The following is a 23962-nucleotide window of genomic DNA, read 5'->3' on the forward strand; positions in this document are numbered from 1 at the left end:
CTTTGATTTTTTCCCAGTCTTGGGATTTCTTTTTAAAGTTGTTTTTCTCTCTCCAGATATAAAGCTCAAATTTACCATTTTCACCCGTCGCACCCAGCACCTCGCAAATAACTTAATTAGATTTGTCTTTCCTGTACCGGAAATACTTGTGAGAATGACAAAAGAGCGGAAAATTCATTTTAACCGAAACAATGTCGCAAATACTCCTAAAAAAAGCATCATTCGCGACATATTTGTCGCGAACATTTCACATTCATTGATTTTGGTTTTTTCTGAATTTGTCTAAGACTTTAAATTAATTCAACACATAAAAAACGTTTACCATTTACCAATCGCCTTATGTATAATCTTAGTAAAATTTTTTTAAGATATATTTTCGATAAAAAAGATAAAATTCCTTCAAAAATAATAACGAAATTTTTTAATCTTTGATTTCATAAGTAAATATAAAAAACATTGATACATCGTCTTTTGACAACGAAAAAAGATTCATATTTTTTTAGTAAAGCAATGGGAATCGCCCTTTTTTTCTGGTAAAATGTTAGTAGGGAAAACACCCAGAAAGGAGAATTCCCTCTAATGATTTTACCAAATAAACAAAAGAAAGCAAAGTTCTTTAACAAAATAAATCTTAAAGCTACCTTTGATAATCCTTCGGTTTCATCCAATAATATCTCCAAGACATTACCCATAGATGTTATTGTCACTGTAGTTCTAGACAGGATACTACACTATTCTTATATAATCCAGCTGCCGCCTGAAAGACAGTAAAAACAGGGCTTTACAGTATCCCCATACCAGTGATTAATTTTAAAAAGCCAGGGTGGGTCAGTTTGGTACGAATATATTGAAATATATACCGGAAAGGCGGGGTGCAGAATTTATGTCAATAGCCATCGCAATCTCGGCGCAGGGGTATGGCACAGAGGCCGCATTCGACTACAGGGCTGAAATGACGGGCCATATCGTAATAAAACCTTCCAACGGTCAGGAGTTTTTGAACATGCTTGCAGAATTTTCGCAAAATCAAGGTGCCATTTATCTGCTCAAGGTCTTCAGCCATTCATATCCCCGGGGCATCATCATGAGCAACTGGAGTGGGTTCTACGACGAGCCCGGCCCCAATGACACAAAAAAAGCGGCTTATGTTTCAGACCTTTCCGCCCGTATCCAAAAAGGAGATATTCGATTTGCCGGAGGCTCCCAAATATTATTATTTGGATGTGATCTCGCAGGAAATTTTTCCATAAAACTTTCCGCAGCTACGGGAGGAACCGTTATAGCTTCTTCCGGAGGCACATACCCCGAGATTGCCGGGGGCCGAGAAACCGGAGTTTTTATAACTACCGATCAATGGCAAGTATATACGGCAGGGAGCTATTCCTATAGCGCAGGTAAAAGGCTTCGGGCCTGGTAATCCCGGATTTAAACTTTTGATTTTTATTCCTTCTCAAGTTTCACCGCTAGCAGCAAACCTTTTTTTACTTTTACCATCGCCTCGTTTCCAAGAAAAATATTGCTGATCCCCCGGGATGCCCCCATGGGTATTGTTTCACCTTTGAGGGGATAATAGAGCCCCCGGCTTTCAATGCCCGACACTTCCTCGCTCAATGGAATCAACGAGAGCAGGTCCCTTTTTTTGCCGGATATTTTTACCTGCCCTTCTATCAGGAACATCTCCCAGTTTCCGCCCGCCAGTCTTACTTCCAGGCCCCTTTTCTTGAAATTCACCATTAACAATATATTCGCAAGGCTATGGTCGGGCCTGTCCCCAATCCCGGCTAAAATTACTGCCTCTGTAGCTCCCCTTTGTAAAGCAATTTCCAGGGCTAGCTCCGTATCTGTAAAATCCTTTTCGGCAGGGAATGTTTCCTGGTCTATCCCAAGTTCCTTTATCTTTTTCAAATCTTCCGGTGTTACCGAATCCATGTCGCCCACTACAAGGTCCGGAACCACTCCCAACTCGAAGGCATGGCGTACTCCGCTGTCGGCGCAAATTATGAAATCGGCTTTGGCAAGGTATGATTTAATGCAGGGGCATTTTTTCATCTCTCCGCCGGAAAAAATTAAAGCTCGCATATTACATCCACTCCTTCTGATAAAAATTTTTAAACCTGCAGCTAAGCAATAATCCAGCGGATTCCTTTCTGTTCTAATTCCTCTCGCCACCCTTCGGGAGGAGGGGTATCGCTCACTACGGCATCTATTTCTTGCACATCGGCAATCTTGTAAAATTTGCTGAGTCCTATCTTTGAATGGTCTAAAAGCGCTATGGTTTCCTCGGAATTTTCCATATATTTTCTGGTAAGCAGCGCTTTGTCGGGATCGTAGCTAGTTATGCCCTTTTTAATCAAAATCCCTTCAGCGGAGATAAAGGCTTTATCCACATGAAAATATTCCATCATCTTTTCAGCAATGGAACCGGCAACTCTCATGTGCACAGGGTTTACCTTGCCGCCTATAAAAAATATACTTCCTGTAAAATATTCGTTTTTCCGGAAACTTATTAACAGGTTTAAAAGGGGAATGGAACTTGTCAATATGGTGAGGTTCTTCTTATAAAACAAATATTCCGCCATTTGCAAGGTCGTGGTGCCCTCGTCGATGGCTATAATATCATTGTCCTGCACTAGCTGGGCTGCCGCCTTGCCAATCCTCTTTTTTTCCTCTATGAATTTAATTTCCCTTTGTAAATGAGGTGGTTCCTCATGTTCTGGATTTAATTTCACTGCTCCTCCATAGATACGGGTCAATTTTCCTTTTTTCTCCAGTTCTTCCAGATATCTGCGGACAGTCTCCAGGGAGACATTTAGTTCAGCTGCAAGATTGCTGGTCTCGACCTTACCCAGTAAATTCAATTGTTTTAAAATATAATTCTTCCTATCTTCACCAACTAAAGACATTTAATATCCTCCAATAGTAATCGCGAATAATTATACTTATGATTATGTGACACTTAGAGTGTTTCAAAATATCCACATTGGGGACATATCTCCCTCTCCTATAGTTTTCCAATCCCAGAAAAGGAGATCTGTTCCCCAAATCATTATATTCCCCTTCATTGGGGACATTCCTCCGACTACCCCAGACGCATACCCCAGAAGAGGAGGTGTGTCCCATAACCTATTATATAACCTATTATACCATTTCTTTTATTTCCAGAATATATTTTGTTTAATGGTCTCCACCAATCTTTTTACATCTTCCACCGAAATATCCCCGATGCTTCCTATTCTGAAGGTAGGCAATTGTGTGAGCTTTCCAGGATATATGATAAAACCGCAGGCTTTAAGCCTGTTATAAAATTCTTTAAAATCAAACATGGCACTTTCAGGATAAAAAAAACTTGTAACTATTGGAGACTGGTATTCCAAAGGAAGAAGACTTTTAAAACCGATATCCTGCATGCCTTTTAAAAGGGTCTGCTGATTTTCCCGGTAACGTTCATACCTCTTTTTAATGCCTCCTTCCTCCTCCAGTTCCAGCAGCGCTTGATGAAAGGCCAGCACCGCATGAGTGGGGGATGTGAAGCGCCATTTGCCGTGATGTTCCTCCATGGTCCGCCACTGATCGTATAAATCTAGTGCCAGGGAGCGTGCCCGGCCTTTACATCCTGTTACGGCATCTTTTTCGGCGATGATGAAGCCGAAGCCAGGAACCCCCTGGATACATTTGTTGGCACTACTTATCAAAAAATCTATCTTAAGTTTTGCTACATCAAATTCTATTCCTCCAAAACTACTCATTGCATCAACTATGAAAACTTTGTCGTATTTTTTTACTATTTCACTTATTTTATCAATAGGGTTCAACATGCCCGTGGTGGTTTCACAGTGGACTGCCGCCACATGGGTGATGCCTGGCTCTTTTTTTAAAACATTTTCCAGCTTCCCTAAATCCGGCGGCATAAGCTCCCCGTCATCCAAAATAACCATATCTATGTTTAAAATCTCAGCTATTTGCGCTATTCGCCGCCCATAAACACCGTTTATGACCACCAAGAGTTTGCCATGCCGGGGTATTGCCGACCCTATGACCGATTCCACACAGAAAGTCCCACTACCCTGCATCAATATAGCTGTGTAATCCCGGATTTCTTTTGTAGCAAGACCCACAAGCCTCTCCCGGATTTCCTGAACAAAACCGTTATAGTCCTCATCCCAGGTACACTGATCTTTAAGCATAGCAGCTTTTACACCGGCAGTAGTAGAAAGGGGGCCCGGGGTAAACAGCAAATAAGGGTTTCCTGGAAGTTTATCCAATCTCATATATATTAGTTCCTCCTTCTTAGCATTAAGAATCACTCATTTACTTCCGCTATAGCCTTATCCAGTATCTCTATGGCCAAGTCTATTTCCTCCTGCCGGATTACTAAAGGAGGAGACAATGTTATGATATTTCCATGGGAAATTTTAAAACTTAAGCCCTTTTCAAGACAAGAATACATTATTTTTTCCGTTTCATCCACGGCGGGTTCTTTGGTTTTTCTATTTTTTACCAGCTCAACAGCAAACAACAGACCAATGCCTCTCACATCTCCGATGAGCGAATACTTTTCCCTAAGTTTTTTAAGCCTTTGGTACATGTAGCTGCCCATTTTTTCACAATGAACCAGCAAGTTCTCTTTTTGTATAAATTCTATAGTGGCCAGAGCCGCTGCGGCTCCCACAGGGCTTTTTTCATGGGTATAATGGCCTATGGAAAAATGCTGTGCTACATCCAGTTCTTCTTTTGCGATTAAGGCTGCCATGGGGAAAATCCCTCCACCCAGACCTTTACCTATAACCACCATATCGGGCACTATACCATAATGTTCAAAAGCAAACATTCTACCGGTTCTTCCCAGTGATATAGCAGTTTCATCCAGTATCAACAAAACTCCATGGCGGTCGCACAATTTTCGTATCTCATTGAAATAACCCGAAGGTGGAAGTTGCACATCAGTATTTCTGACAGTCTCCAGGATAACCGCTCCTACATCTCCCGCCTTCTCCAGCACATTTCCAAGGTATTCTACACACTTTAAATCGCATATATCACATTTACCCATTATGCAGCGATAATTGTTAACCGGAAGAACATGCTCCACTCCCGGCAACAGCGGACCCATACCTTTACTGAAAGCTGATTCCCCCCCTACTGAAATGGCATCCAACGAAGCACCGTGAAATGAATCCCACATGGAAACTACCTTAAACCTTCCTGTGGCAATGCGTGCAAGTTTTAACGCTATTCCAACGGCAGAAGTGGCTCCCGGTGCAAACAACACCTTGTTTAAAGTTCCTGGTGCAATTTGGGCAAGCTTTTCGGCTAGTTCTATTATCTTTATATTGGTGTATCTTCTGGTAGAAAAAGGAAGTATATCCAACTGCTTCTTGACGGCATCTATAACATATGGATTTGCAAACCCTACTTGGTGCACATTGTTTCCGTGAAAATCCATTATCTTCCTGCCCTGTAAGTCTTCAAGATATATTCCCTTACATGAATTCAACACGTCCAGGCACGGTGTGGATAAAGACTGGTGTAAGAAAAACTCGGCATCCTTTTTTAGCCACTTTTTGGTTTCTTCGTCTATATTATCCAGAATCCATTTTTCCCGGTAAGGCGAAATGTTTATATCCCCCTCCAGTCTCAATTCATGGCCGTACTTCTGCATAATTTTTCTCTCCTTCTAAAAGCCTCATGTTGATGTCCTGGATTACATATTCCAACTCGCCTATGGTATCGATGACGTAATGGGCTCCCGCCTGCCTGAAGTGTTTCCGGGCCTTCAGCACCTTTTGGTCCAGCAGTTTCAGGTCCATATGGCTTACTTCTTCCCGGCTAAGCCCCAGCTCACTACCACCCAGCACTACACCCACACTCCACATGCCGGCATTGAGGCCTTCTTTTATGTCGCTAACGGTATCTCCGACTTTAACCATGGCTTCTTGGGGATAAATCCCCAGCAGCATGGCATTCTTATAGCACATCCATGGAAAAGGTCTCCCTGCAGGTACATCCGTAGGAGTAACTACCACATCCGGTATCACGCCATACTCTTCGGCTTTCTTTGCAACTATTTTCATCATATCAGCCGTATATCCTGTGGTGGAACCTATCTTAATCCCATTTTTTCTTAAACTATAAAAGAGCTCTGCAACCCCCGGAATAGGTTTTGAATAATAAGGCAATATCTCCAAAAGAATCGGGACAAATTCCCTATAAAGACCATTCACATCTTCTTCATCGGGCTTTTTACCGAACTTTTCCACCCAGGCATCGGAAACCCTTTTTATATTACACAATGCTTTGATGTGGTCTCGCTTCGTAAGTCCCATGAAAGTGCGGACCTCATCCGCCGTAAGTTGAATGTCTCTTTTTTTAAATAGCTCAAGAAAGGCTTCTACCGGTGCAAAACAGCCATAATCCACCAGAGTCCCAGCCCAGTCAAAGACTACTGCCTTTATGTTTCCTTTATAATTTGCCAACATTTTACATCCTCCATATTAACTTAATATATTAAATGTACTCATTTCCTCTGTCAGCTCCAGTTTCAGCAGTTTGCAAACCATGGGTGCTATGGCAAGCTGTGGCACCTCTTCGCTATAGAATCCCGGCTTAAAAGCAGAGCTTATGGTAAAGAGCGGTACATGACGCTCATCGGGGCTTATACCCTGGTGTAAGCCGTCGTTGTTCATGCCGTGGTCTGCGGTGATGACAATATGGTAATTATTTTCCATCCACCCGGGTGCCAACCGCGCAAACCACCTGTCCAGTTCTATGGCCTGTTTTCTATACTCTTTGGAATCGGGGCCGAAAAGATGGCCCACATAATCCATGCCCATGGGGTGAATTAACAGAAAATCCGGATCATATCTCCTGCGGAGGATTTCGCCGTCTATCATCAGATGAGAATCGGGATAGGAATCATCAAAATAAAATTTGCCGTATTGTATGGCACTATTCTCATCCATTTGCTCACGGTCCTCGATAATGTCATAAGGCACATGGTTGTATAGTTCGCTGATAAAAAAGTAGGCCGCCGCTGCAGTTTTCAATCCTTTTTCCTTAGCCAGATGAAAGACACTCTTTTGTTCAGAAAGCCGGATAATATCATTTGACGTAATGCCACTCACATGAGGGGCGGTACCGGTCAAAAGGACTTCATACAGAGGCCTGGATACGGTAGGCAATTCCGTTTTTACTAAAAACCTTGCGGCCAAGTTTTTCTCCACAAGGTGATTGAGATAACCCATCTGCATGCATGCCGTGTCATACCGCAATCCATCTATCATAACCATAATGACTTTTCCCATTCTGATTCCTCCATTTGATATAGCTCTTTATACTGCGGTTTTTATCATTTCCCGGGCTTGAGGCACGCCTTTCAGCAGGGAAGAACCGCTTTTCGAATCATAGACTAAGCATGCTTCGGGGAATACCTTTATGTCGATTTTCTCGCCGGTCTTAAAAATGCAATTATCTTCTGCAGGCAAATCTATCAACATGGTGCCGCCTTGAAAAAGGCCCACATGTAACCTTATAATATTTCCCATGAAATTGTTCATTTGCACCTCTCCCCGAAGCACAGTTATAGCGCGGTCCTCAACCGTATTCCTGGCAAGACCGACGCTTTCCGCCCTGATCATGACCGTTATGGGCATGCCCGGCTGTGCATAATATGCCAGTTCGGGAAGCAGTAGTGTAAAGCGGCCGAACTGCCCAATGGCCGGGTGGACCGAGAGCAATATGCCGTCAAAACGGGACGCGGCTCCAATAAATTCTGCCGTGAACAAGCTCGCCGGATTCCTGTAAAGGTTTTGAGGTGTGGCCATTTCCACTATTTCACCGTTCCGCATAACCGCTATACGGTCCGACATAGCCAGAGCCTCAGCCTGGTCATGGGTTACATATATAGCGGTTATCCCTAGTTCCTGTTGAATTTGCCGGATCTCATTCCTGAGTGCCGTCCTTACCGATGCATCCAGGGCACTCAGTGGCTCATCCAGAAGCAGGATTTCCGGTTTTGGTGCCAAAGCCCTGGCCAGAGCCACGCGCTGCTGTTGTCCGCCGCTTAATTCATGTGGATAGCGCTTTTCAAAGCCCTCCAGGCCTACCTTTTCAAGCCAACATCGTGCTTCATGCCGGGCTTTTTCGTGTTCCATACCCTGTACCTCCAGACCGAAACTGATGTTTCCCAGGGCTGTTAGATTTGGGAATAGGGCGTAGTTTTGAAATACCATGCCCACCTTGCGCTTCTGCGGAGGGACGCAGCTAAAATTACAGTCGTCAAGCCAGACTTCTCCTTCATCAGCACTTTCAAGGCCGGCAATGATCCGAAGGAGGGTGCTTTTGCCACAGCCGCTGGGGCCCAACAAGCTTACAAATTCTCCTGCGCCTACGGTTATTTCTATACCTTTTAAAGCCTGAAAAGTTCCAAACCACTTGCTTATGCCTTTAAGCCTTAACTGTTTCACCCATATCACTCGCTTTCTTTTGTATTATAAAATCATCCTCTTTTTGAACATTTTGAGCAGGCTGGCTCAGGTAGCCCGCAACTGAAGTAAATAAAAAGGTGATGATTATGGCGATCATAGACATAGCACTGGTTTGATGCCCGTCTATGCGGAAATATTTGTTTAAAAGAACAGGATATGTCTCCCAGCCAGCGCCTACAATCAACTGAGCCAGGGCAAAGTCATCGAAGGCTGTGGCAAAAGCCATAGCCCCAGCTACAGCTATACCTCTCTTGAGAGATGGAATCAAAATCCTCGTTAGAAACTGAAAGGTGGTACAACGCAGAGTACAGGCAGCTTCATACAAAAGCTTGACATTTATGGCCCTAAAGCTGTTTTGTAAAGTCCAGTATACAAACGGAAGTCCAAAGGCTGCCTCCGCACCGATCAATAACACAGGCTGCCCTAGCAATACCGGCAGGAATTCTCCATAAAAGCTTACCACACCTATAGCCAACACAACTCCCGGCAGCGCCACCGGAATTATGGCAAGAGCCTCCAGCCAATCCCCAATACGGTTCTTTCCGATATTTACTGCCAGCAGTGCCAGAATTACCACTCCCACTTCGATTATGGAAGCAAGTATTGATAGAAAAAGGGATCGACCCATGGTGCCGACAAAAGCCGGGTCTCTAAAAACTTGAACATATGCATTGATAGTCCAGGATTCGGGTAGAATGGTAGTAGTCCAGCGCCGGGCTAGAGAAAAGAGCAGAGTCGCTATAAGCGGCAAAAAAGTGTATATAAGAAAAAAACCGGTAAGCAACCACATAAACCAATGTTCCTGGCTTTTGTTGTCATATGATGCTGCATGTTTCATTCCAACCACCTCGCTGCTTTTCGGTTTGCGGACCTATATATCAGAACTACGAAAACCATAATTATTAAAAGAATAAAGGATAAGGCATTGGCATCGGCGTGCCGGAACAATGACTGTTGTATTAAATATCCAATCTGAATGGTGATTAAATTTACATTGTCTCCGGATATGGCCTGCGCCGTGGCGTAGGTCCCCAGGGCCTGGAGAAATACCAGTGCGGTCGATGAAAGATAAGCCGGAAGCAGCACCGGTCCAGCGACCCGGAAAGCATATTGAAATTTTCCAGCACCCAGAGTGGACGCGGCTTCCATCCACTCCTGCCGTAGCGCTCCCGCTGCGGGAAGAAAAATCATGGACATAAACGGTATCAGAAATGATAGGTATGCCCAGTGAAGCCCCTGTATGGATGACAATTGAAACCCGGGGTAAAGATTGATACCGGCTTTTTTAAGCAATATGGTGAGCATACCATTGGTGCCCAGGGTGGCCACAATGGCGAAGGCAAGGCTTATACCTCCGTTGTGGGCGGCAAAGTTAAGGATGGCCAGGAACCATCCATGCCTTTTTAACCTACGTGCCCATACCAAGGCCAATGCCGCACCCGCGATGGATGCTTCTACCGTAGTCCACGCAGCAAGAAGCAAACTTTGTTTCAGGGCAATAAAATAAGTGCTGTTCTGCATCACCCTAATCCATCCGGCAAATCCATCCTGAAAGCTGGTTCTAATGAGTGCAGTCAGAGGAAAAATCAAAAAGAAGGCACATATCACAAGATAGGGCACGGTTAAAAGGGATGGCAATTCAGGCCGCCATCCCTTTTTATTACCGCTCATTGGCCGAGCACCTCTTTTGTCCAACGATCGGCAATAAGCTCGGGGGGAACTTCTGACCACGTCTGGGGCTTGCCCACATTACCATAAAAACTGTCGGGAAGCATGCGGTCTTTAACCTCTTTCGGAAGCGTCAGGTTTCCCGCTATGGCACGTATGGGCCGGGCATATCCTTTTGCGAAAATTATCTGTCCTTCATCGGATGTAACAAAGTCCGCAAAAAGCTTTGCGAGATTCGGATGGGGGGCCCATTTATTGAGTATAAGTGCACCTGGTGCATAGATGGAGCCTTCTTTGGGAAATACAATCTCCAGGTTTACCTCATTTTTTAATTTTTCTTTGTACCCCTGTGCAAGAAAATCATATAATATAACGATAGGAGCTTCGCCCTTTTGGATATTAGCAATACTGCCCTTTACATTTTTGATATTACCTTGTTTTTTGAGCTGGGCAAAATATTTCATTGCCGGATCAAGGTTCTTAATATCTCCCCCCAATGCATAAGCGACTGCTAGCACGGTGTTAACTCCGCTTCCCGATGAACGGGGGTCTGAAATGACCACCATATTTTTATACTCTGGTTTTAAAAGGTCGGCCCAGGACTGGGGTATATCTTTCACTATCTCCTTGTTTACCAGAAAAACGGGCACACCCACGTAAAGGCCGAACCAGTTGCCATCGGGGTCTTTAGCCCAATCCGGAATCTTATCCCAGTTGGCATTTTTATATGCCATGGTCACTCCCTCTTTCACCGCCACAGGCCCCCAGACCATGCCTATTTCTGCAGAATCGGCCTGAGGATTATTCCTCTCTGCTTTGAATTTGGTGATCTCTTCAGCGCTACTCATATCGGTATCCTGTCGGGTTATTCCGTATTTCGCATTAAATACCTGGAACATTTCTTTCCAGTTAGCCCAGTCATCGGGCTGCCCGTATGTAACATACTTGCCTTCGGCTTTTGCTTTGTTTTCGTCCGGGGGTGTATTCGGATTAGCGGCTCCATTATTTCCGGAACATCCAGTAAATAGAATCACAGCGCTCAACATCAGCAAAATGATCGCCTTCAGATTTTGTCTCATTTCATGTCACTCCTCATTTTTAATATTGAATTCTTGCACACAGAATCTCTTCAATGTCCCTCCTTTGTCTTCAATTTTCATCCTAAAATATATCACCTTTGTGTTAAATTAATATTAATAACACGTTAATTTTGTGTTTTTAATTTTAATATCGTGTGTTTATGTGGTTTTTTGCGATAAAAAAATACCGGATACTTAATCCAAAATCCGGAAAATAAAAAACACCTCAAACGAGGTGAATAAACTAAAACCATCAGAAAAAATAGGTTCTTTTCAATTCAGTTTTGAAGACACCGCCAATGAATTAAGTTCTATGCATTAAAGAAAGTCTGTTAAGACCATTGATTCATTCTAGAATCTCCCTGCCGGTATAGAGCTGGTAGTATCTACCTTTTTGTTCAAGCAGCTCTTCATGGCTGCCCCGCTCTATGATTTCCCCGTTCTCTATCACCAGTATTGCATCGGCGTTGCGAACAGTGGATAATCTGTGGGCTATCACAAATACGGTCCTTTCTTTCATCAGAGCTGCCATGCCTTTTTCAACCAGGCGCTCGGTACGGGTATCGATAGAACTGGTCGCTTCATCTAAAATCATTACCGGAGGTGAAGCAACATAGGCCCGCGCGATGGCAATCAGTTGCCTTTGCCCCTGCGACAGGTTTGCGCCGTCTTTGCTTATGACAGTATGGTACCCCTGTGGAAGGCGCATTATGAATGAATCTGCGCCCACCGCTTTTGCGGCATTTATACACTCCTCGTCCGTGGCATTGAGATTTCCATAGCGTATATTATCCAAAACTGTACCTGTGAAAAGGTGCGTATCCTGTAGGACCATGCCGAGAGAACGCCGCAGGCTTTCTTTTTTTATTCTCTTTATGTCTATGCCATCAAAGGTTATAAGGCCCTCTTTAATATCGTAAAACCTGTTTATCAAATTCGTGATAGTCGTTTTGCCTGCGCCCGTTGACCCTACAAAGGCGATCATCTGGCCAGGTTTTGCATACAGGGAAACGTTCTTCAGGACGAGTTTCTTATTGTCATACGAAAATGTGACATTATAAAAACGGACATCCCCTCTCAGCGGCTCAAGACGGGCTTTCCCATCCGGTTCTATTATGCGCCAGGCCTTTATACCGGTTTTCACGTCGCCTGGCACTTCTGAAAGAGTGCCATCCTCATTTTTTTCAACAGATACGAGCGTGACATTTCCATCATCAACCTCCGGCTTTTGGTCCATGACATTAAATATTCTTTCAGCGCCGGCCATTGCCGCAAGAATATTGTTTATCTGATTTGTAATCTGATTGATCGGCTGGCCAATCTGGCGGGAATACTGCAAAAATGCGGCAAGGGAACCAATATCGAATGAACCTTTCAGCGTAAGTATGCCGCCCATAACGGCAATTGCAGCATAACAAATGTTGTTGAGATTTACCATAACCGGCATGATTATGCCCGCCAGAAAATTCGCCTTTGTGGCTGCTTGGCGAAAACTTTCATTTATTTTATAAAATGATTCCTTTGCAGCTTCTTCATGATTAAACACCTTAACTTCCTTCAGGCCGCCTATGATTTCCTCGATATAACCGTTAAGCTCACCCAGGATCTTTTGCTGATTTTGAAAATAACCGCGGCTTTTTTTGCCTATTTTTGTGCTTATAAAAATCATAAGAGCAAGCACAAGTGCGGTAATGGAAAACAGTGCCGGACTGAGCATGATCATTACCGCAATAGATCCGAAAAACATTAAAATGCTGGAGAACAATTGTGTAAGGCTTTGCTCAAGCATCATCTGCACATTGTCGATATCATTGGTGTAAAGGCTCATGAGTTCACCATGCGTATGTGTGTCAAAATATTCCAGAGGCAGTTCCTGCATTTTGTCGAACAGTTCCGAGCGCAGAATATTGATTGTTTTCTGCGCCACTCTTATAGTAAACCTCGTCTGAATATAAGCGGCGCATACCCCCACAAGATAAAGAACGCCCAGGCACAATAACGCGAAAGCCAACCCCCGCAAATTTCCGGGCAGAATATATTCATTTATCAAAGGCTTAAGAAAATATGAACCCGCAAGCATGCTGCCTGAACTTGTCAAAAGTGCGGCTACGACTATCGCTATCTGCAATTTGCTGTGGCGAAGATAAGCTAAAATCCGGGCCATCGTAGTTTTAATGTCTCTGGGCTTTTCAAATCTGATTGGCATGCTCCCTGGGCCCCTCATGAAACCGCGAGCGACTTTCCTGTTTTCTGCCATTATATAACCAGCCCTTCCTGTTGAGAATTACAAATTTCCCTGTACAGTCTGTTGTTTTCAAACAACTCATCATGCTTGCCTATACCGACCACCCTGCCGTCATCCAGCACCACTATTTTATCCGCGTTTTTCACGGAACTGATTCGCTGTGCGATAATCAGCACTGTTGTATCCTTCAGGTTTTCAGAAAAGGATTTCCTGATTCTGGCTTCGGTCGCAGTGTCAATTGCGCTGGTGCTATCGTCCAGTATCAATATCGGCGGCTTTTTGAGCAGAGCCCTTGCGATACAAAGCCTCTGTTTCTGCCCTCCGGAAACATTGACTCCTCCCTGGCCGAGCCTGGTGTCATAACCATCCGGAAAGCTGATAATGAAATCGTGCGCTTGAGCATAGCTTGCAGCTTTTTCAATATCCTCCTGGGTTGCATTTTCGTTGCCCCACATCAAATTTTCTCGTATTGTTCCGGAAAATAGCACATTTTTCTGCAAAACCATTCCGATACCGTCTCGCAACTGTTTAAGACTATATTCGCGCACATCAATACCGTCAATTAAAACCTGCCCTTTTGTAACATCATATAGCCGCGGAATAAGGCTGACAAGAGTGGTTTTGCCCGAACCCGTTCCCCCCACAATCGCCACATATTCGCCCGGCTCGATACTGAAATTGATATCGGAGAGAACGTTCCTTCCTCCTTCTGCATATTTAAAATCAACATGCCTGAATTCGATTTTTCCCTTGCGCACCAGAGGGGAATTTAACTCTCTTTTATGATCTGTATCATCATTATCCGTTATGTCGATTTTCGTGTTGACCACCTCCAGAATCCTTTTGGCACAGGCTTCGGCACGGGCAAACAGTATAAATATCATGGAAAAAATCATTATACTCATCAGAATATGCATCAGATAACTGATAAAACTGATAAGAGAGCCTGCACCCATCTCATGCCCGGCTACCATCCTGCCACCGAACCAGATCACAATTAAAGTAGCGCCGTTCAGCACAAACATCATTAATGGCATAATTAAACTTATCAGGTTTCCCGCGTTTATTGCCGCCTCGGTCAAAGCATCGTTAGACTTTTTAAATTTCTGCTTCTCATAGCGTTCGCGAACAAAAGCCTTCACAACGCGTATGGCCGTCAGGTTTTCCTGTACAGTGCCGTTAAGGTTGTCTATTTTTTTCTGCATTTCGGCAAACTTTTGCTCCGCAGGCCGGAGCACCAGGAATATTCCCGCAATCAGTAGCGAGACGGCAATAAAAATCACTACCGACAACCGGGCGTTTATGCTCACTGCGAAAAAAATTGCGCATACAAGCATAAGAGGCGCACGCAGCAGCATGCGCAGACACATGAGAAGCGTATTTTGCATCTGCGTCACGTCGCTTGTAAGTCTCGTGACAAGCGATGCAGTGGAAAACTTATCAATGTTTGAAAAGGAAAATGCCTGCACCCTGTCAAAAAGCGCCCTGCGTAGATTGGCTGCAAAACCCTGACTTGCTTCTGCAGAAAATCTCATGTTCAAACCGCCGGCCATGATACTGATAGCCGCCAGCAGCACCATAAAAATGCCGTTTTTTACTATAAAATATATATCCTTTGAGGGTATGCCTTCATCGACAATTTTGGACATTAACAGCGGTATCATTAATTCGCACACCACATCAACCATTACAAACATCACACACAGCATCACATATTTTTTATAATTTCCGATATACGAATATAATTGCTTTATCACCTTTTATTCTCTCCTTTTCAATTGGGCAGGAGGTTGTACCCCCATTGATTCCAGGTTGTAAATCATGCGGATATAAAACTTTTTTAACTGTTCCCGTTCTTCGTCGGAAAAACCGTTAAAAATATTTCTATCAATCTCATAAAATGTGTTTTCGCATTCCTCAAGCAGTTGCAGCCCTTTGTCAGTGAGTGTTATGAGATTTCTGCGCAAATCGTTTTCATCGACGATTTTGCGCACTAAACCTGCCTTCTCCATTCGTTTGAGAGATATGGCTACAGTCGGTGGACTTATTCCAAGCATCTGAGCAATGTCCTTCTGTGAAGCAGCCATATTTCTCACTTCATATTTCAGGGCAAACAATATCGCCGGATGACTGGCCTCACTCAGGCCGCGCCTCGCAAACTCAGACTTTATGCAGCTGTGATGCATTCGCTCAAAAGTACGAAACAGCCATTCAAGAGCATTGGGATCATATTCCACATCGTTTCCTCCCCATTTTCGTTTGTTGTCTAATTATTTGTCGACTAACTATTTTCGTATTCTACAGTATTTTGTTCATGTTGTCAATAGAACGAAAATGGTTTTTCATTCATTTTGCTCGGATTATCAAGAACAGTGCAAATGCGCTTGTTAATACCGGTTTTTTTATGGTATAATTTTCATGTCGGAGGATTGATCATTATGAGTGAAATACATTTTAAAGCGGTTTCCCTCTGTAATGAGCTGAATCTCAACCATCTCGGCAAACATTTTGGATTTAACAAAAAGTTTCAATGGGATGAACCTTTATACTTGTCATCCCAGCAGTTGGAAGGCATCATTAAGTTTCCAAAAGATAAGTCGGCATATATTTTTTCCTTTGGTTCCATAGTTTTCTTGAATTTTGCACACCATGAAATAGCAGACCTTATCGAATATCTGAAGAAAATCGAAAAAGACATTCCTAATACTAATTTGGACTATTTTGACGATTACAACATTGAAATCGACCCCCTCAAGGATTTTTCAATCAATTACGACCAGATGACACTTCCAGAGCTCAAGGACTTTCATGCTGAAATAATTTCCGTCGTTCTTGCCAAATCTACAGCTTTAGACAGGATTGAAGTTGGAATAAATGAGCTTCTTGACGACATTGAAGATATGATTCACTTCCTTGAAGAAGGACATCTGAACATCTCCGACGAAAGGCTCGCCAAAGTATCGGGTAAAATACTCAGTTTCAAATATAACACCATATCATATGTAATGCTTTTAGACAAACCCAACATAACCTGGGTCAATGAAGAAAGCCAGAATCTATACAGTGAACTGGAAAAACTCTTCGAGCTCCGGGACAGATATGAGAAGATCCGTCACAAGACAGAAACGCTGCTTGATATTACCGATGTCTTTACCGGCCTTGCGCATGCCAAGAGGGGCACCCGTCTGGAATGGATGGTCATAATTTTAATTTTTGCAGAAATTCTCTTATCAATTATTATGTATATATGGAAATAATATTTAGTAATAATAGAATTATGATGCTGCAAGATAAAATTTGCGGAGGTGTCTTTGTGAAAATAAATCCCAATATTTTTCGTCAATATGATATAAGAGGTATTGTGGGACAGGACCTTGATGAAGAATTGGCAAACATCCTGGGCAAGGCATTTGGAACTTTTGCCGTCAAAAACGGCGAAAAAAAGGTCTTGGTAGGCAGCGATAACCGCTCCTCTTCTCCTTCTTTAAAAAAATCTCTAATAGACGGCCTTTTATCCACCGGCTGCGATGTGGTTGACATTGGCACCGTCATCACCCCCATCTTTTATTACTCCCGGATCCGCTATGATATAAAACCCGGCATCATGGTCACCGCCAGCCACAATCCGGGGGAGTTCAACGGTTTCAAGGTAGGCTTCGGTCCAGGTACCATATACGGCGAAGAGATCCAGGACCTTCGCAGGATGATGGAAAAGGGCGACTTTCTCACGGGAAACGGGAATTTATCATATTTGGACCCCACCGAAGATTACATAAATATGATTTGCGAAAAGATACATCTTGATAGAAAACTGCGGGTAGGTGTGGACTGCGGAAACGGCACCGCATCCTTTTTCGCTGAAAAACTGTTCAAACGTCTGGGTATTGATGTCTATCCCATATACTGCGATTCCGACCCGGGCTTTCCCCATCATTTTCCCGACCCGGTAAAGCCTGAGAATCTCAAGGATTTGAGAGACCTGGTATTGAAAGAAAAGCTGGACCTTGGCATAGGTTTTGACGGTGACGGTGATCGCATAGGCGTGGTGGATGACAGCGGAAACGTCATATTCGGCGACATGCTGATGATACTCTTCTGGCGTGAGATCATGCCGAAGCATCCCGGCGCCACTGCCATCGTGGAAGTAAAGTGCTCCCAGGCCCTTCCGGAAGAGATACAAAAGCTGGGCGGAAAGCCCATGTTCTATAAGACCGGCCATTCCCTCATAAAGGCCAAGATGAGGGAAATCGGTGCAGTGTTTACCGGCGAGATGTCCGGCCATATGTTCTTTGCGGATGAATACTACGGCTATGATGACGCGCTGTATGCCGCCGCGCGGCTGCTCAGAATCCTGTCAAAAACCTCCCGCAAGCTCTCAGTGCTTTTATCCGATGTGCCCCGCTATTACTCGACGCCGGAACTTCGGGTGCACTGCCCCGATGAGGAAAAATTCAAAAAGGTTGAAGAAGTGAAGGAGTATTTCAGGGATAAATATCCCATGATCGAAGTGGACGGAGCCCGGGTGCTCTTCCCCGAAGGCTGGGGCCTTGTGAGGAGTTCCAATACAGGGCCGGAGCTCATAGTGCGGTGTGAGGCCAGAACTCAAGAAGGATTAGAAAAAATAAAGAATGAGATACAGGATGCATTGAAACCGCTAAGACTGTTTTGATTTTTTAAAATGAAGATTTTAACATAAATAAATTTTGTAAAGGGGTATTGCTAATGGTGCATAGTTTAGAAGATAAAATGTATGAACAGATGGAAAAGATGTATGTAGATTTCAGTAAAAGATTTGAAGTCATATAGCTCCAGTAGCTCCAGGTAAGCGGACCCTGCGCCAGGAGCTGCAGATAGCCATCAGCTTTTAAAAGAGCCATTATAAGACTCAAAATTAGCCTTCTTATGATGAAAAAGTCGCGGCAGCAAAAAAGAATTTACAGTAAATACATAAGCTGCCCTCCTAAGAATTTAGGATGGGCAGTTTTTTGTACTATATATTCATATGATATTTTGCAAAATTTCTTCTTTCCTACAACTATTGCTGGTTAGAGATTATTTTCTTTTAATAATTCAATGGATTTAATATAATTTAACGCTTTTTTTGCCGCATCTTCCGGGTTCGGAAGCGGCAGGCATTCAAAAGCAATGACGCCTTTGTAATTTATTTGTTTCAATGCTTTAATTATTTCATCGAATGCTATATGCCCCTTGCCGGGGTACCAGCGGTTACTGTCTGCAAAGTGGATGTGACCCAGGTGTTTTCCCGCCAGAATTATACTTTTTGCAATATCGTCTTCCTCTATATTCATATGGAAAGTATCCAGGTGAAGTTTGAGAAATTCCGAATTAAATTGCAAGATAAACTCCATTCCCTCAGCAGCCGTATTAATAAAATTGGTCTCATACCTGTTAATTGCTTCGATTAAAAGAGTAACCTTTTTTGACTCAGCTTTTTCGAGGCATTTTTTTGTACATTCTACAGCATATTCTTTATACTTTTTAAATTCTCTACTATCGGGGATTACACCTCTCATTGAGCCTATTATAACCCCTGCTTCCAATTTTTCAGCCACGTCGATATGGTCAAGGATCCGCTTTACAGCTTTTTCCCTGATATCTTCATCGGGACTGGTAAAACTCAATCCGTCTATTACATATCCCATGCCTGTACCGATGGTCGAAACATCGATATTGTATTTTCTACATGCCTTTAAAATTTGTTCTACGTCCAGGGTTTTAGGATTGTTTACATGAATTTCCACACAATCATAGCCCAACTCAGAAGCTTTTTTAATATTTTCTGTATAATCTCCCCTCAAAACTATTGGAGCCATTTCACCTGCATCATTAGCCATTGTAATACTTAATTTCATTTGATAATATCCACCCGCTTTTTAACATATTATCTTTGTATCTTAACCGGTTTGCCTTCTGCCAGGGATTTTTTAGCGGCAAGGCCTATGATTACTGGCTCCAGCCCGTCTATGCCCGTCACCAGAGGCTTTTTATCATTTATTATGCTGTCTAAAAAGGCTTTTATTTCTTCAACATATGCATCTTTATACCTTTCAATGAAAAAATATTTTGGTTTGTCTGCTGTAATCCCATTCTCATCGCTAAGCACCGTATTTGTCAGAACATCGTTGGATACAGATACACACCCTTTGGATCCAAATGCCTCCACCCTCTGGTCATATCCATAGGTAGATCTGCGGCTGTTGTCAATTACTCCAATTGCCCCATTTTCAAATTTTAAAGTAACTACTGCTGTATCAACATCGCCGGCATTTCCTATAGCTGGATCCACAAGTACCGCTCCCGATGCATATACTTCAGTAACTTCACTCCCCGAAAGAAATCTCGCCATATCAAAATCATGAATGGTCATATCCAAAAAAATTCCGCCCGAAACCTTTATATAATCCAGGGGAGGAGGTTGTGGGTCCCTTGAAGTAATCCTTAAAATATTAAGGTCTCCTATTTTGCCCTGCCTTATCATCTCAAAAGCTTTTTTAAAACTCCGATCAAACCTTCTCTGAAATCCTATCTGCAACTTGACACCGGCTTTTTCTACAGCATCTAGAGCCTGATGTATCCTTTCCAGATCAAAGTCTATCGGTTTTTCACAGAATATATGTTTTCCTGCCCTCGCTGATTCAATAATCAAACGAGAATGAGTATCAGTTGAAGAACATATAAGAACTGCATCAATTTCTTCATCCTCTAGTATTTTTTCGGGATCCGTATAGACATTTTTAATACCGATATTATTTGCCCAATCTTTTATTTTGTCCGCAAACAGATCAGCAACGGATTTTATTTCTACATTGCTGAAATTTGCTCTAATATTTTCTGCATGCATTTTGCCTATTCTTCCTGCACCGATGATTCCTATTTTCATTTTTTTATCCATAATTTACATCACCCTCTTTGCATACTGTTTTAAATACTTTTTTAATTCCCCCATGGAAGTTTATATCATTGCCGGAGATGTCGTTCATCTCCGGCATGAAAGTAATCACCTTTGAAATCTTATTAAAAATTTTTTTATAGTTTATGAAAAACACCTATGGCAGGCAGTTCATATACGGATTTCCAACCTTCACTTAAAGGTTCTTTCAGGAATGGTTTCATTTCTTCTTCCGTCCTCAGTGTAACCTTTTCCACAGGAGGCACTGTCCCCGGCGGAAAAGTTTCTAGAATCTGGTCATGCAGCAGGGTCAAATATTTCAGTATAGCAGCAATGGGGCGTTTGGCTTTTTTCACAGTGGCGATGCTCGGTTTGCCTACAACTCCCTGCGGCGTGGCAGCCCGCTCTATAGCGGCGTGGCCTTCTCCTTCGGACCAGCGGTGCGGCCTTCCGAATGGGTCGACAGAGGTATCAAAATGACCATCGGGGAGGAAGCTTTCTCCCTGAGCGTCCTGGACAACGCTCATATCAATCATGCCGGGGAATAGCAGTAATCCTACGGATGTTTCGCTTTCATCGGCGTGGACAAAATGAGTTTCCAGGCTGTCTTCTCTATCGGTTGGATAGAAGAATTCTCTTACTGCCCTGTGCCAGTCAAGCACCTGGAAGATTCCGGGTAGCTGGAATCTCTTCATGAATTCCTGAATGGCCGATTCAAGCATCCAAAGGTGCCCGTGGTTGTTTACCAGGATTATCTTCCTGAACCCGTCATTCCAGAGTCCAAGCATCGTGTAGATGATGGTTTCTTCCACCACTTCTTTGGGCATAACGATAGTGCCGGGCATGCCAAGATGGTGGTACGGGTGCCCTCCGTAATTTAACGGTGGAAATGCCAAGCTTACTTCCCTTCCCTGCTTTGCGGTATAGCGGCGGACACCTTCCAATATTTGTGTAACCATAAATGTGTCAAGCCCACTGTTGGCATGCAAACCATGGTTTTCGGTGCATCCAATAGGCACAAATACAATATCGTTCTTTCTACGCTTTTCTATTACTTTAACTCTGGGTGTATTCTGAATATATGTTCCCGGTTTTCCCAGTTCGGACTCGGACGGAATTTCATATTCTTTCAAAATTGCATCGATTTCTTCTTCGGAAGCATCCCAGATTTGCTTCTTTAATCTGCCGACTTCGTTGTCTTCAAATTTTATGGCAGGATATTCTGTCAAAATCCATTTCTTGTCCTTTGGCTTTTCCATGGTTAATCTCCTCTCATGTCTATAGTTAATCATTGTTTTATTATGGAAAGTTATTTTTCTGCTGGAGGTGCAAAGTCAACTCCAGCAGAAAACACAGTCTTATGCCTGAAAAATCCGGTTTCACACCTTTTTAATCCATGACACAGGTTATCTTGCACTCTTTCCTGTCGGTCCTGAGCATAATGATATTTTCCGGAACTTCTTCCAGTTTTATCTTCTTTGTTATAAGCGGTGTCATATCCATGCCGGTAGCCATGCACTCGATTACCCTTGGGAAGGTGCCATGGCCGGAATGCCCCTGAGCGCCGATAATTCTTGCACGCCTTACCTGCAGCACTTCTCCCGTCACCGGCATTTTGGCATCGGCCCGGGCTACGACCACCACTGTGGAGTTCAAGGTCCTGCCTTCCCATATGGCTTTCTCTATGCCGGGATATACTACTGTGGGCAGACCTGTGGCTTCAAGGTACAAGCTGGCACCATATCCATCGGTGAGCCGCAGCACTTCCTCGGCAAAATCCACTTTGGTCGGATCAATTACATAATCTGCTCCTATTTTTTTGCCCAATTCAGCTCTTGTTGCAGAAGGTTCCGAAAGGATGACTCTTGCAGCACCGTGCCTCTTTAAGATTGCGCATGCAGCAAGGCCTATGGGACCGCCTCCGCAAATCACCACATTGTCGCCTGGCCTTATGCCGCCGCCTCTTTCGATGACGGCATTATAAGCCACGGAAGTGGGTTCTACAAGGCTCCCGGCCAGGAACAGGTCGTCGCCCTTGTAGCGATCCTTCAAAGGCTCGAGGCTCCACAGGTATTTTGCCGGCAGCACGATATATTTTGCAAAGGCACCGTTGACGTTAAAACCAATTTCATTTAATCTCTCACAGTGATTTGGCCATCCGTCAGCGCAGGGCTGGCACTCCCCGCACCACAGCATCTCTTCGGCTGTCACCGCTTCTCCACCCTTGTAAGGTTTGTTTGTCCTTTTGTCGATGGCACCGGGACCGGCTTCAACTACCACGCCGGAAAGCTCATGCCCCAGGATGCAGGGAAAACCGGTAAGCCCGGGATAAAAGATGTAACCGTCATCATCGGGCTGGGCCATGTGGACATCGCTGCCGCAGATGCCGCAGGCCTTTACCTCGATCAGCACTTCACCCTTGCCCGGCTTTGGAACGTCATATTCCCTTATCTCCAGCTTTGGATTTCTCCATACCTTGCTACCAAGATAGGTCTGCCTCCCTTCGATATCCTTGGTTCCCAGCTTAAATTCTGGTCTTGGATCCCAGTCGGCTACAAGTGTAACCGCTTTCATTTTTGTCATAATAAGATCCCTCCAACATAGAATATTTTTATTTTTATTAACAACCTTCAGGTCTTGAATTGTAAAAAGACCTTAAGGTAAATTTTTTTCTTAACTTTACTTGACTTTATTTTTATAGCTAAAATTTTTTTATATATGACTTACTTTATTTCAAAATACTTTTTGATAACTTTTTCTGTTTTTTCTTTTGCTATTTTTATTGTATCTTCTGCATCCAAGTTCCAATATTCTGGCCGGAATAATTCTACAGATACCATTTTGTTGTAGCCTATTTCTTTTAATGTATTCAAAATTGAATCCAAATCAATTATACCATCACCCGGCCATAACCTATTTTCATCTCTCAAAGCGCCCGATGGTAAGTCTTCTGCATCGTCTATATGAAATATAAATATTTTGTCTGCATCAGCTTTCTTTAAATCTTCAATCTTTGAATTCATTGCATGAAAATGAAAACAATCTAACACAATGCCCACGCTATCTCTGTTAACTGCCTTGACAATATCGTAAGCCTGGCCAAAAGTGTTGACTGAACAATTCGGATATCCAACAAATTCAAAAGCCAGTTTAATACCAAATCTTTCAGCTGAGTCGGCAAGGTCATTTAAAATTTTAATTGATTCTTCTTTGATTTGTTTTTTAGTATAACCTCCTATGTCGAAACTTGGAACAACAACTATTTTTCTACAGTTGATCTCATCGCCCACCTGACATAACAACTCCAAATCTTTTTTTATTTTTTTGTAATCAGATTCATCTCTAAACGTTACAAATTCCAGTGCATTAAAAGCAAATGGTTTCAGTCTGCTGTGGCTAAAAAAGGCTGATAATTCTTTTAAATTGTTAGTTGATAAATATTCTTTCAGCTTATCTAACCTTATCTCTATAAGATCATAATTATACTTTTCACATAACTCCAAATCCATTTTGAGATTCGAATTTTTTAATGTCGTTGCCTCATTGAAACAAATCTTCATTAAATCACCTCCATAAT

The 23962-nt window shown here is 43.2% G+C and carries 22 protein-coding genes; 4 read left to right on the top strand and 18 right to left on the bottom strand.

The annotated features are described in order from the left end of the window. Positions 1 to 579: 579 nt before the first annotated feature. Positions 580 to 771 (top strand): hypothetical protein, encoded by a 192-nt coding sequence (locus tag AC6I1H_RS02670; protein WP_497739485.1) that lies wholly within the window; start codon positions 580 to 582, stop codon positions 769 to 771. Between the two features lie 112 nt (positions 772 to 883). Next, positions 884 to 1417, top strand: a complete 534-nt coding sequence (locus AC6I1H_RS02675; RefSeq protein ID WP_497739486.1) for a hypothetical protein — start codon at positions 884 to 886, stop codon at positions 1415 to 1417. Positions 1418 to 1440: 23 nt separating this feature from the next. On the opposite strand, the gene AC6I1H_RS02680 is transcribed toward AC6I1H_RS02675, so the two are convergent. From AC6I1H_RS02680 to AC6I1H_RS02740, 13 genes are all read right to left on the bottom strand, one after another. After that, the gene (locus AC6I1H_RS02680; RefSeq protein ID WP_497739487.1) at positions 1441 to 2079 is read right to left on the bottom strand and encodes a thiamine diphosphokinase; all 639 of its coding nucleotides are present in this window, start codon (positions 2077 to 2079) and stop codon (positions 1441 to 1443) included. A gap of 41 nt (positions 2080 to 2120) precedes the next feature. Continuing rightward, positions 2121 to 2903, bottom strand: coding sequence for a DeoR/GlpR family DNA-binding transcription regulator (locus AC6I1H_RS02685; protein WP_497739488.1), 783 nt, complete (start codon positions 2901 to 2903; stop codon positions 2121 to 2123). Positions 2904 to 3152: 249 nt separating this feature from the next. After that, the gene (phnW, locus tag AC6I1H_RS02690; RefSeq protein ID WP_497739489.1) at positions 3153 to 4268 is read right to left on the bottom strand and encodes a 2-aminoethylphosphonate--pyruvate transaminase; all 1116 of its coding nucleotides are present in this window, start codon (positions 4266 to 4268) and stop codon (positions 3153 to 3155) included. A 32-nt stretch (positions 4269 to 4300) separates the two neighbouring features. Further along, a complete protein-coding gene (gene pbfA / locus AC6I1H_RS02695; RefSeq protein ID WP_497739490.1) occupies positions 4301 to 5659 on the bottom strand; it encodes a (R)-1-hydroxy-2-aminoethylphosphonate ammonia-lyase in 1359 nt (452 codons plus the stop codon). Beyond that, on the bottom strand, positions 5640 to 6476 hold the full coding sequence (gene phnX / locus AC6I1H_RS02700; protein WP_497739491.1) for a phosphonoacetaldehyde hydrolase: 837 nt from the start codon (positions 6474 to 6476) through the stop codon (positions 5640 to 5642). Before phnX ends, pbfA begins: the two co-directional genes overlap by 20 nt. A gap of 15 nt (positions 6477 to 6491) precedes the next feature. After that, positions 6492 to 7301, bottom strand: a complete 810-nt coding sequence (locus tag AC6I1H_RS02705; RefSeq protein ID WP_497739492.1) for an alkaline phosphatase family protein — start codon at positions 7299 to 7301, stop codon at positions 6492 to 6494. A gap of 27 nt (positions 7302 to 7328) precedes the next feature. Next, positions 7329 to 8462: an ABC transporter ATP-binding protein gene (locus AC6I1H_RS02710; RefSeq protein ID WP_497739493.1), complete on the bottom strand. Its 1134-nt coding sequence runs from the start codon at positions 8460 to 8462 to the stop codon at positions 7329 to 7331. Next, entirely contained in the window at positions 8443 to 9321 is an 879-nt protein-coding gene (locus tag AC6I1H_RS02715) for an ABC transporter permease (RefSeq protein ID WP_497739494.1), read from the bottom strand. Before AC6I1H_RS02715 ends, AC6I1H_RS02710 begins: the two co-directional genes overlap by 20 nt. Beyond that, positions 9318 to 10154: an ABC transporter permease gene (locus tag AC6I1H_RS02720; protein ID WP_497739495.1), complete on the bottom strand. Its 837-nt coding sequence runs from the start codon at positions 10152 to 10154 to the stop codon at positions 9318 to 9320. The genes AC6I1H_RS02715 and AC6I1H_RS02720 overlap by 4 nt, the downstream gene beginning before the upstream one ends. Then, a complete protein-coding gene (locus tag AC6I1H_RS02725; RefSeq protein WP_497739496.1) occupies positions 10151 to 11230 on the bottom strand; it encodes an extracellular solute-binding protein in 1080 nt (359 codons plus the stop codon). The genes AC6I1H_RS02720 and AC6I1H_RS02725 overlap by 4 nt, the downstream gene beginning before the upstream one ends. 346 nt (positions 11231 to 11576) lie before the next feature. Continuing rightward, positions 11577 to 13436, bottom strand: a complete 1860-nt coding sequence (locus AC6I1H_RS02730) for an ABC transporter ATP-binding protein (protein WP_497739497.1) — start codon at positions 13434 to 13436, stop codon at positions 11577 to 11579. Positions 13437 to 13486: 50 nt separating this feature from the next. Then, the gene (locus AC6I1H_RS02735; RefSeq protein ID WP_497739498.1) at positions 13487 to 15232 is read right to left on the bottom strand and encodes an ABC transporter ATP-binding protein; all 1746 of its coding nucleotides are present in this window, start codon (positions 15230 to 15232) and stop codon (positions 13487 to 13489) included. A gap of 3 nt (positions 15233 to 15235) precedes the next feature. Continuing rightward, positions 15236 to 15712, bottom strand: coding sequence for a MarR family winged helix-turn-helix transcriptional regulator (locus tag AC6I1H_RS02740; RefSeq protein WP_497739499.1), 477 nt, complete (start codon positions 15710 to 15712; stop codon positions 15236 to 15238). Positions 15713 to 15913: 201 nt separating this feature from the next. Here AC6I1H_RS02740 and AC6I1H_RS02745 point away from each other — a divergent pair, with 201 nt between their 5' ends. Both AC6I1H_RS02745 and AC6I1H_RS02750 read left to right on the top strand, forming a co-directional pair. After that, complete coding sequence (locus tag AC6I1H_RS02745; protein WP_497739500.1) at positions 15914 to 16732, top strand: RMD1 family protein; 819 nt, start codon at positions 15914 to 15916, stop codon at positions 16730 to 16732. A gap of 56 nt (positions 16733 to 16788) precedes the next feature. Then, positions 16789 to 18144 (top strand): phosphomannomutase/phosphoglucomutase, encoded by a 1356-nt coding sequence (locus AC6I1H_RS02750; RefSeq protein ID WP_497739501.1) that lies wholly within the window; start codon positions 16789 to 16791, stop codon positions 18142 to 18144. Between the two features lie 376 nt (positions 18145 to 18520). On the opposite strand, the gene iolO is transcribed toward AC6I1H_RS02750, so the two are convergent. The 5 genes from iolO to AC6I1H_RS02775 form a co-directional block, all read right to left on the bottom strand. Further along, a complete protein-coding gene (gene iolO / locus AC6I1H_RS02755) occupies positions 18521 to 19348 on the bottom strand; it encodes a 5-keto-L-gluconate epimerase (protein WP_497739502.1) in 828 nt (275 codons plus the stop codon). 29 nt (positions 19349 to 19377) lie between these two features. Then, a complete protein-coding gene (gene iolG, locus AC6I1H_RS02760; protein WP_497739504.1) occupies positions 19378 to 20388 on the bottom strand; it encodes an inositol 2-dehydrogenase in 1011 nt (336 codons plus the stop codon). A gap of 134 nt (positions 20389 to 20522) precedes the next feature. Beyond that, positions 20523 to 21644, bottom strand: coding sequence for a 3-dehydro-scyllo-inosose hydrolase (gene iolN / locus AC6I1H_RS02765; protein WP_497739505.1), 1122 nt, complete (start codon positions 21642 to 21644; stop codon positions 20523 to 20525). Between the two features lie 130 nt (positions 21645 to 21774). Continuing rightward, entirely contained in the window at positions 21775 to 22959 is a 1185-nt protein-coding gene (gene iolM / locus AC6I1H_RS02770) for a scyllo-inosose 3-dehydrogenase (RefSeq protein WP_497740695.1), read from the bottom strand. A gap of 149 nt (positions 22960 to 23108) precedes the next feature. Then, positions 23109 to 23945, bottom strand: coding sequence for a sugar phosphate isomerase/epimerase family protein (locus tag AC6I1H_RS02775; RefSeq protein ID WP_497739506.1), 837 nt, complete (start codon positions 23943 to 23945; stop codon positions 23109 to 23111). Positions 23946 to 23962 lie beyond the last annotated feature (17 nt).

Source organism: Biomaibacter sp. TOL (assembly GCF_059717795.1).

Bases quoted from the DNA above. Each gene is read 5' to 3' on its own strand.
- AC6I1H_RS02715 (WP_497739494.1), bottom strand. From the start codon at position 9,321: ATGAAACATGCAGCATCATATGACAACAAAAGCCAGGAACATTGGTTT.
- AC6I1H_RS02705 (WP_497739492.1), bottom strand. From the start codon at position 7,301: ATGGGAAAAGTCATTATGGTTATGATAGATGGATTGCGGTATGACACG.
- AC6I1H_RS02685 (WP_497739488.1), bottom strand. From the start codon at position 2,903: ATGTCTTTAGTTGGTGAAGATAGGAAGAATTATATTTTAAAACAATTG.
- AC6I1H_RS02680 (WP_497739487.1), bottom strand. From the start codon at position 2,079: ATGCGAGCTTTAATTTTTTCCGGCGGAGAGATGAAAAAATGCCCCTGC.
- AC6I1H_RS02775 (WP_497739506.1), bottom strand. From the start codon at position 23,945: ATGAAGATTTGTTTCAATGAGGCAACGACATTAAAAAATTCGAATCTC.
- iolN (WP_497739505.1), bottom strand. From the start codon at position 21,644: ATGGAAAAGCCAAAGGACAAGAAATGGATTTTGACAGAATATCCTGCC.
- AC6I1H_RS02745 (WP_497739500.1), top strand. From the start codon at position 15,914: ATGAGTGAAATACATTTTAAAGCGGTTTCCCTCTGTAATGAGCTGAAT.
- iolG (WP_497739504.1), bottom strand. From the start codon at position 20,388: ATGGATAAAAAAATGAAAATAGGAATCATCGGTGCAGGAAGAATAGGC.
- AC6I1H_RS02675 (WP_497739486.1), top strand. From the start codon at position 884: ATGTCAATAGCCATCGCAATCTCGGCGCAGGGGTATGGCACAGAGGCC.
- pbfA (WP_497739490.1), bottom strand. From the start codon at position 5,659: ATGCAGAAGTACGGCCATGAATTGAGACTGGAGGGGGATATAAACATT.
- AC6I1H_RS02670 (WP_497739485.1), top strand. From the start codon at position 580: ATGATTTTACCAAATAAACAAAAGAAAGCAAAGTTCTTTAACAAAATA.
- AC6I1H_RS02725 (WP_497739496.1), bottom strand. From the start codon at position 11,230: ATGAGACAAAATCTGAAGGCGATCATTTTGCTGATGTTGAGCGCTGTG.
- AC6I1H_RS02720 (WP_497739495.1), bottom strand. From the start codon at position 10,154: ATGAGCGGTAATAAAAAGGGATGGCGGCCTGAATTGCCATCCCTTTTA.
- phnW (WP_497739489.1), bottom strand. From the start codon at position 4,268: ATGAGATTGGATAAACTTCCAGGAAACCCTTATTTGCTGTTTACCCCG.
- iolO (WP_497739502.1), bottom strand. From the start codon at position 19,348: ATGAAATTAAGTATTACAATGGCTAATGATGCAGGTGAAATGGCTCCA.
- AC6I1H_RS02730 (WP_497739497.1), bottom strand. From the start codon at position 13,436: ATGCCAATCAGATTTGAAAAGCCCAGAGACATTAAAACTACGATGGCC.
- iolM (WP_497740695.1), bottom strand. From the start codon at position 22,959: ATGAAAGCGGTTACACTTGTAGCCGACTGGGATCCAAGACCAGAATTT.
- phnX (WP_497739491.1), bottom strand. From the start codon at position 6,476: ATGTTGGCAAATTATAAAGGAAACATAAAGGCAGTAGTCTTTGACTGG.